The organism is Mycobacterium shunyiense (genome assembly GCF_058270075.1).
This window is the reverse complement of record NZ_JBZDPU010000015.1, coordinates 304,542-318,496: the sequence shown is the minus strand read 5'-3', so window position 1 is coordinate 318,496 and position 13,955 is coordinate 304,542. Positions and strand designations below refer to the sequence as shown.

Below are 13,955 nucleotides of genomic sequence, written 5' to 3'. Positions count from 1 at the left end.
TTACCGCCCGTCCGGGCTGGATTCCAGCAGCGCGGTGAACAAGCGGGTGAGGGTGTCGATGTCGATCGTTCCCGGCTGCAGCACCTCCTCGGTGGCGATCCCCGAGATGATGGTGACCACCAGCTGCGCGAGTGCCGACAGTTGCTTGCCGGGCAGTGACGTTCCGGCCTGTTCGACGATGCGCAAGGCTTGATCGGCGGCTGTCCGGCGGCGCGCCACCAGGCGTTCGCGCAGCTCGGGATCGCGCACTGCGCGCAGCCAGTACTCGATCAGGACGATCTGGTATTCGGTCTGGTCGTGGATCGAGTCCAGCGTTGCGCGACTCAGCGCCGCGGCGATCGCGGCGGTGTCGCCCTGCCCGCTGTCGAGGGCGGTCGCGATGAGTGCGCCGCGGCTCTCGAACTGCCGGTCCAACAGCGCCAGGAACAGCTCGTCCTTGGATTCGAAGTTGGAGTACACCGCTCCCTTGGTGAAGCCCGCGGCCTGACCGATGGCGTCGATGGTGGCGCCGGCGAAGCCTTCTGCGGCGAAAACCGTCAGCGCGGCATCCAGAATCCGGTCGCGCACCTCGTCGCGGGTCGGGCGCGTACGTGCCGGTTTGACAGCAGTCATGACCAACACAATACTCGCTAGTATCGAATGGATACCAGTGAGTATCGAAAGGTCGGAGATGGAAGACAGGGACGACGCCGAGGACACGCAAGGCGCGCCTCAGATCACCACGGTGGGACTCGGGGTCGATGGCGAGCACGGCCCGCTGTTCTCCGACATCGACCTGGAGCTCACCCCGGGATTCCACGCCATCCAGATGCCCGGGGGATGGGGCCAGACTGCGCTGCTGCTGACGCTGGCCGGCCGCCTTGCACCCACCCACGGCACCGTCACCGTCTGCGGCGAGTCCCGGCCCCGCGACATCCGCCGACATTGCGCGATCGCGGCGTTCGCCGACATCGACGAACTCGAGGACTCGGTCACCGTCCAGACGGTGCTCGCCGAGCAGCGCCGCTGGCTGGCCCCGTGGTACCGGCGGGTGCCGGCGCAAGCCGGTGAGTCCGCACTACGGGAGGTGTTCGGAGACCTGACGCCGCCCGCGCCGGAAACCTACATCAGCGAACTGTCCGACCTCGACCTGTTCCTGCTGAAGGTCACCCTGGCGCTGTTCTCGAATCACCCCATCCTCGTGGTCGGTGACCTCGAGCAGGTCCGGGACAACTGCCGGCGCGCAATCGCGGTCGAGCGGCTCGGCGCCATCGCCACCCAGCGCAGTGTCGTTGTCGGAGTGACCAATCCGCTCGGCCATGAAGCTCCTGACCACGACCTGCACGATCACCGCATCCTTAACGGAAAGAACTCGTGATGCTGAAGGATCTTCGCGCAAGCGGCTCATCCCCGATAGCCGGTCTCGCCTTCGGCTCGGAAATCAAACGCTTCGGCCGCAGCCGGATGACCCGCGCTGCGATCGTCGTGCTGATGCTGTTGCCCCTCGTCTACGGTGCGCTGTATCTCTGGGCGTACTGGGACCCCTTCGGTCAGGTCGACAAAATGCCGGTGGCACTGGTCAATTCGGATCGGGGCGCGGTGGTGTCAGGACAGCAGATCAATGTCGGCGCCGAGATCGCCAAGAGCCTGACCGACGACGCCAGCCTGAATTGGCATGTGGTGGACGAAGAAGAGGCACGCAAGGGTGTCGACCACGGCACGTACTACTTCATGCTCGAGCTGCCATCGGATTTCAGCGAGGCGATCGCTTCGCCTCTGACCGGACGGCCCAAGCAGGCCAACCTGAACGCGGTGTACAACGACGCCAACAACTACATCTCATCGAACATCGGCCGCACCGCGATCGACCAGGTGCTCAATGCGGTGTCGACGCGGATCTCCGGCCAGGCGGTCAACCAGGTGCTCTCCGTGGTGGTCAGCTCGGGTGCCGGGATCAAGCAGGCTGCCGACGGTGCGGCCCAACTCGCTGACGGCGCAGTGAAAGTCGATGACGGCGCCGGCCAGTTGGCGACCGGCCTGCACACCGCCCGGTCCGGCTCGGCGCAGCTCGCCACCGGCGCCAAGCAGCTCTCCGATGGGATCAACAAGGCCACCGATCCGCTGGTGGCGGTGAGCTCGGCGCTGTCGAAGATCGGTGGTGACACGCAGAAACTGGAAGACGGCACAATTGCCCTGCGGCAGGCCAATGACCAGATCGGTGCCATCACCGGGGCACAGGACTCGGCCGCGACGGCGTTGACCTCGGTGATCGACCAGCTGTCGGCCAGCTCGGATCCGATCGCCAACAACGCCGCCGGAACTCTGCGCGGCGTCCAGGGCGACCTTCGGGCCCACCAGTTCACTCCGCAGATCCGCCAGCAGCTCACCGACGCCGAGAACGCGGCGATCTCGATGACCTCGTCGCTGCGCAACCCCGGCAGCCCGTTGAACTCCGCGCTCGATCAGGTGGGCAGCAAGAACTCCGACCTCAACGCCAAGCTGAACCAGCTGCGCGGCGGTGCCCAGCAGCTCGCCTCGGGCAATTCCGAATTGGCCAGTGGTATCGCGAAACTCGACACCGGTGCCGGGCAGCTAAAAGCCGGTACCACCCAGTTGCGAAGCGGATCGGCCGAGTTGGCCACCAAGCTCGCCGACGGTGCCGGTCAGGTACCGGATTGGACGCCTGCGCAGAAGGACGCGATCGCCGACACCATCGGTGGCCCGGTTCACCTGCAGAACTCGGCGGAGAACTCCGCGCCCAACTTCGGCACCGGGATGGCACCGTTCTTCATCACACTCGCCCTGTTCTTCGGCGCGCTGGTGCTGTGGATGGTGTTGCGCCCGTTGCAGAACCGCCCGATAGCCGCGGAGGTGCTGGCGATCCGGGTGGTGCTCGCCAGCTACCTGCCCGCGGCGTTCATCGGGGTGTTCCAGGCGATCATCCTGTACTGCGTGGTGCGGTTCGCGCTCGGCATGCAGGTGGTGCATCCGGTCGCGATGCTGGGCTTCATGATCCTCGTGTCATGCGCGTTCGTCGCCGCGACGCAAGCGGTCAACGCCCTCGTCGGCCCCGCGGTCGGACGCGTGCTGTTGATGGCGCTGCTGATGCTCCAGTTGGTCAGCGCCGGCGGGATGTATCCGGTGGAGACGACGTCCCGGCCGTTCCAGGTATTCCATGCCTACGATCCGATGACATACGGCGTCAACGGATTACGCCAGCTCATCCTGGGCGGTATCGATCACCGGCTGTGGCAGGCGATCATCACACTGCTGGTGATCTGGGCGGGTGCCCTGACCATTTCGGCATTGTCGGCCCGGCGCAACCGCCTGTGGAACATGACCAGGCTGATGCCCGCGATCAAGATGTGAGTCAGACCGCCTGCAGCAGAGCGGCATCGGCGAGGGGACGGCTGGGCTGTCCGTGGATGTCGACGGGGACATCGCCGGACAGCGTCACCCGGTGCATCACTCGGCGCTGATCGTCGTAGTCGTCGACCGCACGGTGCTGCGTGGCCCGGTTGTCCCACATCGCGACGTCACCGGGAGCCCAGTTCCAGCGAATCGTATTCTCCGGCATGGTGATGCGTCGTTGCAGCAGCTCTAGCAGGGTGGCGGATTCATGGCTGTCCAGGCCGAGGAAGCCGCGGGTGAAGTCACCGGCCACCAGGGTGCGTTCGCCGGTCTCGGGGTGCACCCGCACCACCGGGTGTTCGGTGCGGAAGTCGGGCTTCTCAAACGCGGCCCGCATCTGCTGCTGTTCCTCGCTGAGGGCGATGGCCTGTGCCGCGGCGTAGTCGAAGCGGTTGCTGTGGACGGCCCACAGGTTCTCGGTGAGCGCCTTGAGCGGTGCGGGCAGCCGATCGTAGGCGGCCGCGGTCGAGGCCCACAGGGTCGATCCGCCGTACTCGGGCAGTGTCACTGCGCGCAGGATCGAGATGGCCGGGTAGTCCGGCACGAACGTGACGTCGGTGTGCCAGCGGGTGGCCTTGGCGTACTCGGAATCGAGCGGGGTGATCAGCGGGGCATCGTTCTGCTTGAGGGCGTGGTGGCCGACGGGCGTGCCCATCAAGCGCGCGAAGGCGTGATGCTCCTCGTCGGTGAGGTGGTGCTGGCCGCCGAAGAAGATCACCTTGTGCTCCAGCAGGGCGCGCCGGATTTCGGCGACCGTGCTCGCATCGAGATTCCCGCCCAGTTTCACCCCGTCGATACGGGCACCGATGCGGCTGCCGAGCTTCTTGATGGTGAGGGGAGCGGTGGTGGAAGCGGTCATCGGCTTGTCCTTTTCGCTGGTGGAACAACTGTAGTCAAGTGACTACACCTGCATGTGGGCTAGTGTAGCCACGTGACTACACCCACGCCACCGGCGAGAGATCCGGCGAACCCGGTGGGCCGGGAAGAGGTGGTGGCGGCCGCGCTGTCGGCGGCGGCCGAACTGTTCGCCGAGCGCGGGGTGTCGGCCACGTCGATCCGGGACGTCGCGTCGCGGTCCAAGGTCAATCACGGGCTGATCTATCGGCATTTCGGCACCAAGGAGCAGCTGGTCGGCGCGGTCCTCGATCACCTCGGCGGGCGGCTCACCACTCTGTTGGACGACGGCGGCCCGGCTGACGAGATCGAGCAGAACATGGACCTGCACATGCGCGTGATGGCGCGGGCGCTGCTCGACGGTTACCCGATCGGCCGGCTACAGACCCGGTTTCCGGGTGTCACGAGGCTGCTCGGGCAAGTCCTGCCTCGGTTCGAAGACGAGCGCAGTGGACGGCTTGCGGTCGCCAATGCCGTTGCCCTGCAACTGGGTTGGCGGTTCTTCGAACCGTTCCTGCGGTCGTCGGCCGGCCTGGATCCGATCGGCGACGACGAGGTACGCGACGCGGTCGGCGCCGAGGTCGCACGGATCCTCGAACCCGGCGCCGCCGCGAAGTAGTCAGCCGCCGTTGCGGACCGAGGATTCGACCTTCTCGCCGAGCTGCTTGTCGACGTTCTTCCAGTACTCGAAGGCACGCTCCAACACGTGCTCGGAGACCCCCTTCGACAGGTGCCCGGCGATATTGGACACCAGCCGGGCACGCGCCGCGTCGTCGAGCACGTCGCGCACCATCGTCCCGGCCTGGCCCCAATCGTCATCCTCGGCGTGCAGCGTGTAGGCGGCGCGGATCATCTCGCCGTCGGCACGCCACAGCGATTCACCGGTACGGGCCGGGTCGGCCTGCGGGCCGCCGTACGAGTTCGGCGCGTAGACCGGGTCGGTTGCATTCTTCATCCGCATGGCCCCGTCTTTCGAGTAGCTGTTCACCTCGACCTTCGGGGCATTGACCGGGATCTGCTTGTAATTGCTGCCGAGCCGGTGACGGTGCGCATCGGCATAGGAGAAGTCGCGGGCCAGCAGCATCTTGTCCGGACTCAGGCCGGTACCGGGCACGCGGTTGTTGGGTTCGAAGGCGGCCTGCTCGATCTCGGTGTGGTAGTCCTCGACGTTGCGGTCCAGTCGCAGGGTGCCGACGTCGATGAGCGGATAGTCGCCGTGCGGCCAGACCTTGGTCAGGTCGAACGGGTTGAAGCGATAGTCCTTGGCCTCCTCGAACGGCATGATCTGGACCTTCAGCGACCACGTCGGGAACTCGCCGCGCTCGATCGCCGAGTAGAGATCCCGCTGGTGGGCATCCCCGTCGATGCCGGCCATCTCGTCACCCTCTTCCTGGGTGAGGAACTCGACGCCCTGGTCGGTCTTGAAGTGGTACTTCACCCAGAAGATCTCCCCGGCGGCATTGACCCAGCTGTACGTGTGGCTGGAGTATCCGTTCATATGGCGCCAGTCGCGGGGGATACCGCGATCGCCCATCAACCACGTCACCTGATGCGCCGATTCCGGGGACAACGTCCAGAAGTCCCATTGCATGTCGTGGTCGCGCAGGTTGTTGGCCGCGCGCCGCTTCTGGGATCGGATGAAGTGCTGGAACTTCAACGGGTCGCGCATGAAGAACACCGGGGTGTTGTTGCCGACCATGTCGAAGTTGCCGTCGGTCGTGTAGAACTTGGTGGCGAAGCCGCGAGGATCGCGCCACGTGTCGGGGCTGCCACGCTCACCGGCCACGGTCGAAAACCGGGTCAGGGTCTCGGTTTTGACGCCGGGTTGGAACACCGCGGCCTTGGTGTAGGCGCTGACGTCGCTGGTCACCTCGAAGTGACCGAATGCGCCGCCGCCCTTCGCGTGCGGCTGGCGCTCCGGGATGCGCTCCCGGTTGAACATCGCCATCTGCTCGATCAGGTAGTGATCCTGCAGCAGGATCGGCCCGTCCGGGCCGATCGTCAACGAATGTTCGTCGCTGTACACCGGGATTCCGGCGTCGGTGGTTGTCGGCTTGGGCTGGGTACCGGTCACCCCGTCGCTCCTTTCGCTGTTCGGCGCCGCCCGCCGCGCACGGCGATACGACTGCCGAGACTGACGACAGCCGAGTACCCCGACCTACAGATCTCAAACCGGTCGGGTCGGTTTCTACTGACCCGTGCGGCGACGTACCGGTTCACGCCCGGCCGGCTGCGGCGGGGGCGGCAGCAGCGGATGCCTGGGACGGACTTTGACGGTGGTCGGCTCGCGGGTGCTCAGGTGTACCTCATCACCGGCATGACGGATGGTCAGCGACCCGTCCGGACCGTCGCGCAACGTGTAGGTGACGGTGTCGTGATGCGCGTCGACCGTTACCCGAAAATCCTTCCACCGCAATCGGAACCGCAGGCACGAGATGCCATCGGGCAGGTGTGGGTCGAGCGAGAGGGCGCCCTCGTCGTCACGCAGTCCGCCGAATCCCGCCACCAGTGCCGTCCAGGCACCGGCGAGCGACGCCATGTGCAGGCCGTCTCGGGTGTTCCGGTGTAGATCCCGCAGGTCGATCAAGGCGGCCTCATAGGTGTAGTCGTGGGCCAGGTCGAGGTGGCCGACCTCCGCGCACATCACTGCCTGGGTGCATGCCGACAGTGACGAGTCCCTGGTGGTGCGCCGCTCGTAGTAGTCGACGTTGCGGGCCTTCTGTTCCGGGGTGAAGGCGTGGCTCTGCCATTGCATGGCCAGCACCAGATCTGCCTGCTTGAGGACCTGGGCGGGGTATAGCCGGACGTACGGCTCGTTCATCAACAGCGGGTAGGTGGTGTTGGCGGTGAAATCCCATTCGGCCAGCGTGGTGAAGCCCTGGCACTGCTGGTGCACACCCAGCTCTTCGTCGTAGGGGAGGTGGACGGCGTCGGCGGCGTCCCGCCAGGCCGCGGTCTCCTCGGTGGTCACGCCCATCGAATTGGACAGATCCGGATGACGCATGCACGCCGCGGCCGCCACCCTCAAGTTGTGTGCGGCCATCAGGTTGGTGAACACGTTGTCGCGCACCACCGCGGTGTATTCGTCCGGTCCGGTCACCCCGTCCAGGTGCCAGACCCCGTGCCGGTCATGGTGTCCCAACGACATCCACAGCCGGGCGGTATCCACCAGCACCTCGAGACCGCACTCTTGTTCCAGCGAATCATCGCCGGTCACAACGCGATAGCGTTCGAACGCCGCGGCGATATCGGCGTTGATGTGCCATGCGGCAGTGCCTGCCGGCCAATAGGCCGAGCATTCCTCGCCGCGGATCGTTCGCCACGGGAAACTGGCGCCGTCCAGATCGAGGAGCGCCGCGCGTTCCCGGGCCAGATCCAGCGTCGAGGCCCGCCACCGCAGCGCGTCGGCGGCGGCCTGAGGTTTGGTGTACGTCAGCACCGGCAGCACGAAACCTTCGGTGTCCCAGAACGCATGGCCGTCATAACCCGTGCCGGTCAATCCCTTACCCGCGATCGCGCGCCGCTCGGCGCGGGCACTGGCCTGCAACACGTGGAACAAACCGAACCGCACCGCCTGCTGGCAATCCGGATCTCCCTCGACCTCGACGTCGGCGCAGTCCCAGAACTCGTCGAGATAAGCGCGCTGCGAGTCGAGCAGCCCCTGCCAGCCGCTGTAGCGCGCACCGGTGATGGCGGCCGCGGCCTGATCGCGCAGTGCGGGGCGTGACCGCAGGCTCGACCATCCGTAGGCGAGGTATTTGACGATGCGCAGCTTCTGGCCGGGCCGCAGCCCGCAGATGACGGTGGTGCGAGCCAGATCGTCCCAGGTTTCGGTGCTGACCTCGACGCGGCCGGGGACATCGACGTCGTGGTCCATGGCGGCCGCCATCATCAAGCCGCTGCCGGTCGTACGATGCACCAGCAGCGCACCGTGGTCGGTGTTCTCGTGGTGCACGGCGTGCAGTGGATGTTTGAGTACTGCCGAGACCCGGGGATCGTCGGATGTCTCCGGTTGGTCTTCGTTGGTGACGAGTTCGGATTGGAGTGTCACGCGGACGAATTCGTCGACCGCCTCGACGATGTATTCGATGGCTGCAACTCCGCGGTGCGAGAACGACACGAGTCGGGTGGAAACCACCTTGACCTGTTTTCCGGCCGGTGACCGCCAGTGGGCGCGACGGGTCAGAGTGCCTGCGCGCAGATCCAGCGTGCGCTCGTGGTCCAGCAGATCGCCGTAGCGCACGTCGAAGGGTTCGTCGTCGACCAGCAGCCGCATGACCTTGCCGTTGGTGACGTCGACGACCGTCTGCCCCGCCTCGGGGTAGCCGAATCCGGCTTCGGCGTAGGGCAGCGGACGCACCTCGAAGAAGCCGGCCAGGTAGGTGCCGGGCAAACCGAACGGCTCGCCTTCATCGAGATTGCCGCGCAGGCCGATATGACCGTTCGACAGGGCGAACAGTGATTCGGATTGAGCCAACAGATTGAGATCCAAACGGGTTTCGCGCACCTGCCACGGTTCGACCGGGTACGCGTCATGGGTGATCATCATCGGGCTACATCAACTCCGCCAGGTCGGTGACGACGGTGTCGGCGCCGTCGCGACGCAACTGCGCGGCCTGACCCACCCGGTCCACGCCCACGACGAATCCGAACTTTCCGGCCCGCCCCGCTGCCACTCCGGCCAGCGCGTCCTCGAATACCGCGGCCTGCGCGGGGGAGACACCGAGTAGCTCGGCGGCACGCAGAAAGCTGTCCGGTGCCGGCTTGCCCGGCAGGTTTTCGTCGCGCATGGTCACCCCGTCCACCCGCTGCTCGATGAATGTGTCCAATCCGGTGATCTTGAGTACCTCCTCGGTGTTGGCGCTCGACGACACCACCGCGCGGCGCAGGCCCGCATCCGCCACCGCCTGCAGGTAACGGCGTGACCCGTCGAATACCTCGACCCCGTCCTTCTTCAGGGTCTGGTGGAACATTGCGTTCTTGCGATTGCCGAGGCCCTCGATCGTGTCGGCATCTGCCGGGTCGTCCGGGTTGCCCTCGGGCAGTTGGATTCCGCGGCTGGCGAGAAACGACCGGACGCCGTCCTCACGGCGCTTGCCGTCGACGTAGTTCAGGTAGTCGGCGTCGATGTCGAAGGCGACGAACTCGTCCCCGGTACGCGCGGCCCGCGTGCGCAGAAAGTCGTCGAACATGGCCTTCCAGGCCTTCTTGTGCACGCTCGCGGTGTCGGTGAGCACACCATCGAGATCGAACAGGCAGGCAGTGATCTGCTCGGGCATGCCCAGCACAGCGTCCTCGCTTTCGCCGACGTCTTCTCCATCATGCGTAATCACCACGCTGACGGTGGGTTCAAACACGGCTTGGGGGTGACTTATGACACCTGCCGTGTGAACCCGCTAGCTCTGAACTTCAGAGAAGGCGAGGTAGTAGCTGCGCGCGGGATCCATTGCGACCGCAACATCGCTGAATTCAGCAAGCGCGTCGAAAATATGGGCCTGATTCACATCGAACAAGAACGGTTCCAGCGGTTCCTCGTCCCACACGCGCAATATTCGGCGGACATCCGAGGTAGCGAGGTGCGGAAGAGAATATGCACAAACCAGTTCCTCGGTATTTCGGTCATACCCTTCCACCTGCCACATGGTCATGGCTCCGCGCGGTAGCAACCCAATTGGTAATTGATCGCCGGTTCGATCATGACGGGTTCGTCGGTGAATTCGGCCAGCGCGCGAGCGGCATCGATGTCCGGTACGTCGAAGTCGAATGGCTCGATCGGAATGCCGTTGGGCACGTTCAGGATTCGGCGTATGGCATCCGCATCCACGCGCGGAAGCGGGTACTCCTGCACCAATTCTTCGGTTTCGGGATGGAAACCTTCAAGAACCCACTGCAGCTGCATCGGCGCCTCCTCGTGCACATTGGCCGCCGCTGCGGACCTTTGTTCGCTGGGTCCGTTCTACCAAGAATTCCGGCACCTCAAGCACGCGCTGACCTGCCCACTAGACTGTTGCGGTGACATCTGCATCTCCCCGTCCTGTCCTCGTCGTCGACTTCGGCGCTCAGTACGCACAGCTGATCGCTCGCCGAGTCCGTGAGGCGCGGGTGTTTTCCGAGGTCATCCCGCACACCGCCACGGTCGAGGAGATCAAGGCCAAGGACCCACAGGCCATCGTGCTGTCGGGCGGCCCGGCCAGTGTGTACGCCGAGGGCGCTCCACGTCTGGACCCTGCTCTGTTCGATCTCGACGTACCTGTGTTCGGCATCTGCTATGGCTTCCAGGCCATGGCCCAGGCCCTCGGTGGCACCGTGGAACACACCGGGACCAGCGAATATGGGCGTACCGAGCTGAACGTCGCCGGTGGCGATCTGCATGCCGACCTGCCGGGTACCCAGCCGGTGTGGATGAGCCACGGCGACGCGGTGACCGCCGCGCCGGATGGGTTCGAGGTGATCGCCTCCAGCGCCGGCGCCCCCGTCGCGGGCTTCGAGAACCGGGCCCGCCGCCTGGCCGGTGTGCAGTACCACCCCGAGGTGCTCCATTCCCCCCACGGACAACAGGTGTTGAGCCGGTTCCTGCACGAGTTCGCCGGCATCGGTGCGACGTGGACCGCCGCCAACATCGCCGAGCAGCTGATCGAGGCGGTGCGCGCTCAGATCGGTGACGGCCAGGCCATCTGCGGATTGTCCGGGGGTGTCGACTCCGCGGTGGCCGCCGCGCTGGTGCAGCGCGCCATCGGCGACCGGTTGACGTGCGTGTTCGTCGACCATGGTCTGCTGCGCGCGGGGGAGCGGGCCCAGGTGCAGCGCGATTTCGTCGCCGCGACCGGTGCCAAGCTGGTGACCGTCGACGTCGCCGACCGCTTCCTTGAGGCGCTGACCGGGGTGACGAACCCCGAGGGCAAGCGCAAGATCATCGGCCGCGAGTTCATCCGGGCGTTCGAGGGCGCGGTGCGCGACACCCTCAGCGAGGCGGACATCGAATACCTGGTGCAGGGCACGTTGTACCCCGATGTCGTGGAATCCGGTGGCGGTACCGGCACCGCCAACATCAAGAGCCACCACAACGTCGGTGGCCTGCCCGACGACCTGAAGTTCAAGCTCGTCGAGCCGCTGCGGTTGCTGTTCAAGGACGAGGTGCGCGCGGTGGGGCGTGAACTCGGCCTGCCCGAGGAAATCGTTGCCCGCCAACCCTTCCCGGGTCCGGGACTGGGCATCCGCATCGTCGGCGAGGTGACCGCCGACCGGTTGGACACCCTGCGTCGTGCCGACGCGATCGCCCGTGAGGAGCTCACCGCCGCCGGCCTGGATCAACAGATCTGGCAGTGCCCGGTGGTGCTGTTGGCGGACGTGCGTTCGGTCGGCGTGCAGGGCGACGGACGTACCTACGGTCACCCGATCGTGCTGCGCCCGGTCTCCAGCGAGGACGCCATGACGGCGGACTGGACCCGCGTTCCTTACGAAGTGCTGGAACGGATCTCGACCCGGATCACCAACGAGGTGCCCGAGGTCAACCGGGTGGTGCTGGATGTCACCAGCAAGCCACCGGGCACCATCGAGTGGGAGTGATCAGCGCGCCGGGTCACCACGCCAACGAAAACTGTTGACGTACTTGCCCATGTCCTGAGCGAGATCCAAATTGGCGCCGGACGGAACCCCGGGTCCGAAATCGGGGCTGTAGGCGTGGTACGGGCCCGTCGCGATGGCGATCAGTGCCAGGTCGTTCTTGACCGCAGCCATAATGACGACCCGCATCCGCATGTAGTCGCCGGTGGCATTCTGCGGCCAACTGTCGACCACCATGCCGTATCCCGGTTGATACCCGACCATGGCATTCGGAATCTCGTAGTCGATCTCGGTGTCGGGGTAGGTGCCCTCGACCAATTCCTCGGCGACCTCCTTGGGTGTCCGTCCATGTGCGGGCTTGCCGATCAGTTGCATCGTGCCGCCGTCGCCGGCGAGAAAGTCTGCCGTCACCCCGTCGTCGGCGGTGGTGGTGCGGTAGGCGGCTCCGGATGCGGGGTAGGACACCGAGAAAGCGCCGTCCGGTGCGGTGAAGCGGGGATTCGTCGCCACCGGATCGCTGGTCGGGGGACGTCCGCAGTCCGGTGGACACCGGTAGCGTGCGGGAGCAGGGCTGACCACCGCCGACACCACGACCAGCGCGGCCGTCAACAGCACGACGCTGGTAGCCCATGCTCCCAGCAGCGGGCGGCCGGCACGGGGTGCGGCCCGCTGTAATGCGCGGATCGCCGCTCCACAATTGAGACAGAACGCCATGTCGGGAACGGTGTGCTCGCATTGCGGGCACTGCAGCGATTCGTTGGTGTGGACGGTCCCGTGCGCTTCGTACCGCAGGGCGATCTGCAGACCGATCCGCAACGCGAGCATGGCCAAGGCCATCACGACCAAATGCACTACCAGGACCGCGATCTCGGGTGCCGGCGCGACGTCGACGAGGCCGAGGATCGCGTACAAGACCGGGACGGCGGCGACCGTTACCGCCCAGGCTGCGCGCAAGTGTTTGGGGCGCCAGGCGTTGGCCTTGTCCGGAATGAACCACAGGGCCACACCGATGAGAGCCCCGGCGGCCGCGGCGGTCAACGGGACCGCGACTGCCTGTATGCCGGCGTGGACCAGTAGTCCGCTCAAGGGTCGGTCGCGGTCCACCAGCCCGTCATCGAATTGTGGAGCCAATCGGCCCAATGTGGCTGCCGCAGTGAAACTGAGCGCTCCGATGGCTCCGATCGCAAAGCCGGCCAACGATTCTCGGGTGCGCGGTCCAAGCAGGCGGATGACCACCACCGGGATGAGCATGAGCACCAGCGCGCCGAGTGGGACACCGAGGCCGTCGCGCATGATCCGGAACTCCGGCACGTCGACGCCCATCGGCATGTCATACTCGCGCGCCACCGCGGTTCCGGTCAGCAGTGTCCAGGCTGCGCCCAGTCCGGCACCCAGGACGCCGGTCTGCAGCAGAGTCCGTAACGGAAGTTTTTGGAAGACAGTGGATTCACGAAGATGTGTGACGAACAGCAGTGGCAAACCGAAAGCGGCCAGGGCAGTGATCGCGGCGGGTATCCGTAGCAGTGTGCAGGCGAGCACCGCCACCGCCAGTGCTGCTATCCCAAGCCGGTAGGGCAGCCGCGAACGGTGCGGTAGTGCCGGGAACAGCGAGCTGACCACCGACGGCCGCAGCAGGTGCTCGCGGCCGGCGCAGTACGCCCCTGGCCGTAACCACCCGGCTCCCTGGCGCCGCGGGTTCAGGTAGGTGCCGCACGCTCCGCAGAATGTGCCGGCCGGTACTTCGGTGCGGCACACCCGGCATACCCGCCATTCGATGGTGGGCTCCGGCTCCTCTGAGCCGGTTCCGGCGCTATTGCCTATGAGGGCTGCCGATGCCGTGACGCCCGGTGGGCGGCGCCACGGGTTCTACGTGGGTGGGCGTGAAGCTGTTGGCGCCCCCGGGGGTGACCTTCTTCTCGGTGGGCTCAGTCGGCGGCGGCGCTGACGGCGTCGTGGTCGTCGTCGTTGTGGTGGACGGCGTCGTGGTCTCTGGTGCCTTCTCGCCGGTACCGCAAGCGCTGAGCCCGATCATTCCGATGATCGCGGCGGAGGCAGCGGCAGCTGCGAGGCGACGAGTTGATCGACGTGACCTCATGATTAGTCCTCAC

Annotated in this window: 13 protein-coding genes; 4 read left to right on the top strand and 9 right to left on the bottom strand. The window is 66.0% G+C overall.

Features of this window, described 5'->3' with window-relative positions; genetic code table 11:
• Positions 1 to 612 (bottom strand): TetR/AcrR family transcriptional regulator, encoded by a 612-nt coding sequence (locus AC4ELH_RS15860; protein ID WP_413784885.1) that lies wholly within the window; start codon positions 610 to 612, stop codon positions 1 to 3.
• Positions 613 to 670: 58 nt separating this feature from the next.
• Between AC4ELH_RS15860 and AC4ELH_RS15855 the strand changes: the two genes are divergently transcribed.
• Entirely contained in the window at positions 671 to 1,357 is a 687-nt protein-coding gene (locus AC4ELH_RS15855; RefSeq protein WP_498885316.1) for a P-loop NTPase family protein, read from the top strand.
• Entirely contained in the window at positions 1,357 to 3,348 is a 1,992-nt protein-coding gene (locus tag AC4ELH_RS15850; RefSeq protein ID WP_498885315.1) for a YhgE/Pip family protein, read from the top strand. Before AC4ELH_RS15855 ends, AC4ELH_RS15850 begins: the two co-directional genes overlap by 1 nt.
• Position 3,349: 1 nt before the next feature.
• Here the strand turns inward: AC4ELH_RS15850 and AC4ELH_RS15845 are convergent, their stop codons facing one another.
• Positions 3,350 to 4,249 (bottom strand): TauD/TfdA dioxygenase family protein, encoded by a 900-nt coding sequence (locus AC4ELH_RS15845; protein WP_448445702.1) that lies wholly within the window; start codon positions 4,247 to 4,249, stop codon positions 3,350 to 3,352.
• A gap of 72 nt (positions 4,250 to 4,321) precedes the next feature.
• Between AC4ELH_RS15845 and AC4ELH_RS15840 the strand changes: the two genes are divergently transcribed.
• Entirely contained in the window at positions 4,322 to 4,903 is a 582-nt protein-coding gene (locus AC4ELH_RS15840; RefSeq protein WP_448445700.1) for a TetR/AcrR family transcriptional regulator, read from the top strand.
• On the opposite strand, the gene AC4ELH_RS15835 is transcribed toward AC4ELH_RS15840, so the two are convergent.
• From AC4ELH_RS15835 to AC4ELH_RS15815, 5 genes are all read right to left on the bottom strand, one after another.
• Positions 4,904 to 6,358, bottom strand: coding sequence for a catalase (locus AC4ELH_RS15835; protein WP_064878387.1), 1,455 nt, complete (start codon positions 6,356 to 6,358; stop codon positions 4,904 to 4,906).
• Between the two features lie 114 nt (positions 6,359 to 6,472).
• Positions 6,473 to 8,830, bottom strand: a complete 2,358-nt coding sequence (locus tag AC4ELH_RS15830; protein ID WP_463793358.1) for a glycoside hydrolase family 65 protein — start codon at positions 8,828 to 8,830, stop codon at positions 6,473 to 6,475.
• Positions 8,831 to 8,837: 7 nt separating this feature from the next.
• Positions 8,838 to 9,572: a beta-phosphoglucomutase family hydrolase gene (locus tag AC4ELH_RS15825; protein WP_498886179.1), complete on the bottom strand. Its 735-nt coding sequence runs from the start codon at positions 9,570 to 9,572 to the stop codon at positions 8,838 to 8,840.
• Between the two features lie 108 nt (positions 9,573 to 9,680).
• Positions 9,681 to 9,932: a DUF7683 domain-containing protein gene (locus AC4ELH_RS15820; protein WP_498885312.1), complete on the bottom strand. Its 252-nt coding sequence runs from the start codon at positions 9,930 to 9,932 to the stop codon at positions 9,681 to 9,683.
• Positions 9,929 to 10,183: a DUF7683 domain-containing protein gene (locus AC4ELH_RS15815; protein ID WP_131812744.1), complete on the bottom strand. Its 255-nt coding sequence runs from the start codon at positions 10,181 to 10,183 to the stop codon at positions 9,929 to 9,931. Before AC4ELH_RS15815 ends, AC4ELH_RS15820 begins: the two co-directional genes overlap by 4 nt.
• Positions 10,184 to 10,296: 113 nt before the next feature.
• Between AC4ELH_RS15815 and guaA the strand changes: the two genes are divergently transcribed.
• Positions 10,297 to 11,850 carry a glutamine-hydrolyzing GMP synthase gene (gene guaA, locus AC4ELH_RS15810; RefSeq protein WP_135359318.1) on the top strand — a complete coding sequence of 518 codons (1,554 nt, stop codon included), beginning with the start codon at positions 10,297 to 10,299 and terminating at the stop codon, positions 11,848 to 11,850.
• Here the strand turns inward: guaA and AC4ELH_RS15805 are convergent, their stop codons facing one another.
• A complete protein-coding gene (locus AC4ELH_RS15805; protein WP_498885311.1) occupies positions 11,851 to 13,602 on the bottom strand; it encodes a zinc ribbon domain-containing protein in 1,752 nt (583 codons plus the stop codon).
• Between the two features lie 55 nt (positions 13,603 to 13,657).
• Positions 13,658 to 13,942: a hypothetical protein gene (locus tag AC4ELH_RS15800; RefSeq protein WP_082941483.1), complete on the bottom strand. Its 285-nt coding sequence runs from the start codon at positions 13,940 to 13,942 to the stop codon at positions 13,658 to 13,660.
• Positions 13,943 to 13,955 lie beyond the last annotated feature (13 nt).

Coding starts and splice junctions, on each gene's coding strand:
- AC4ELH_RS15860 (WP_413784885.1), bottom strand. CDS start 612: ATGACTGCTGTCAAACCGGCACGTACGCGCCCGACCCGCGACGAGGTG.
- AC4ELH_RS15855 (WP_498885316.1), top strand. CDS start 671: ATGGAAGACAGGGACGACGCCGAGGACACGCAAGGCGCGCCTCAGATC.
- AC4ELH_RS15850 (WP_498885315.1), top strand. CDS start 1,357: ATGCTGAAGGATCTTCGCGCAAGCGGCTCATCCCCGATAGCCGGTCTC.
- AC4ELH_RS15845 (WP_448445702.1), bottom strand. CDS start 4,249: ATGACCGCTTCCACCACCGCTCCCCTCACCATCAAGAAGCTCGGCAGC.
- AC4ELH_RS15830 (WP_463793358.1), bottom strand. CDS start 8,830: ATGATCACCCATGACGCGTACCCGGTCGAACCGTGGCAGGTGCGCGAA.
- AC4ELH_RS15820 (WP_498885312.1), bottom strand. CDS start 9,932: ATGACCATGTGGCAGGTGGAAGGGTATGACCGAAATACCGAGGAACTG.
- AC4ELH_RS15815 (WP_131812744.1), bottom strand. CDS start 10,183: ATGCAGCTGCAGTGGGTTCTTGAAGGTTTCCATCCCGAAACCGAAGAA.
- AC4ELH_RS15800 (WP_082941483.1), bottom strand. CDS start 13,942: ATGAGGTCACGTCGATCAACTCGTCGCCTCGCAGCTGCCGCTGCCTCC.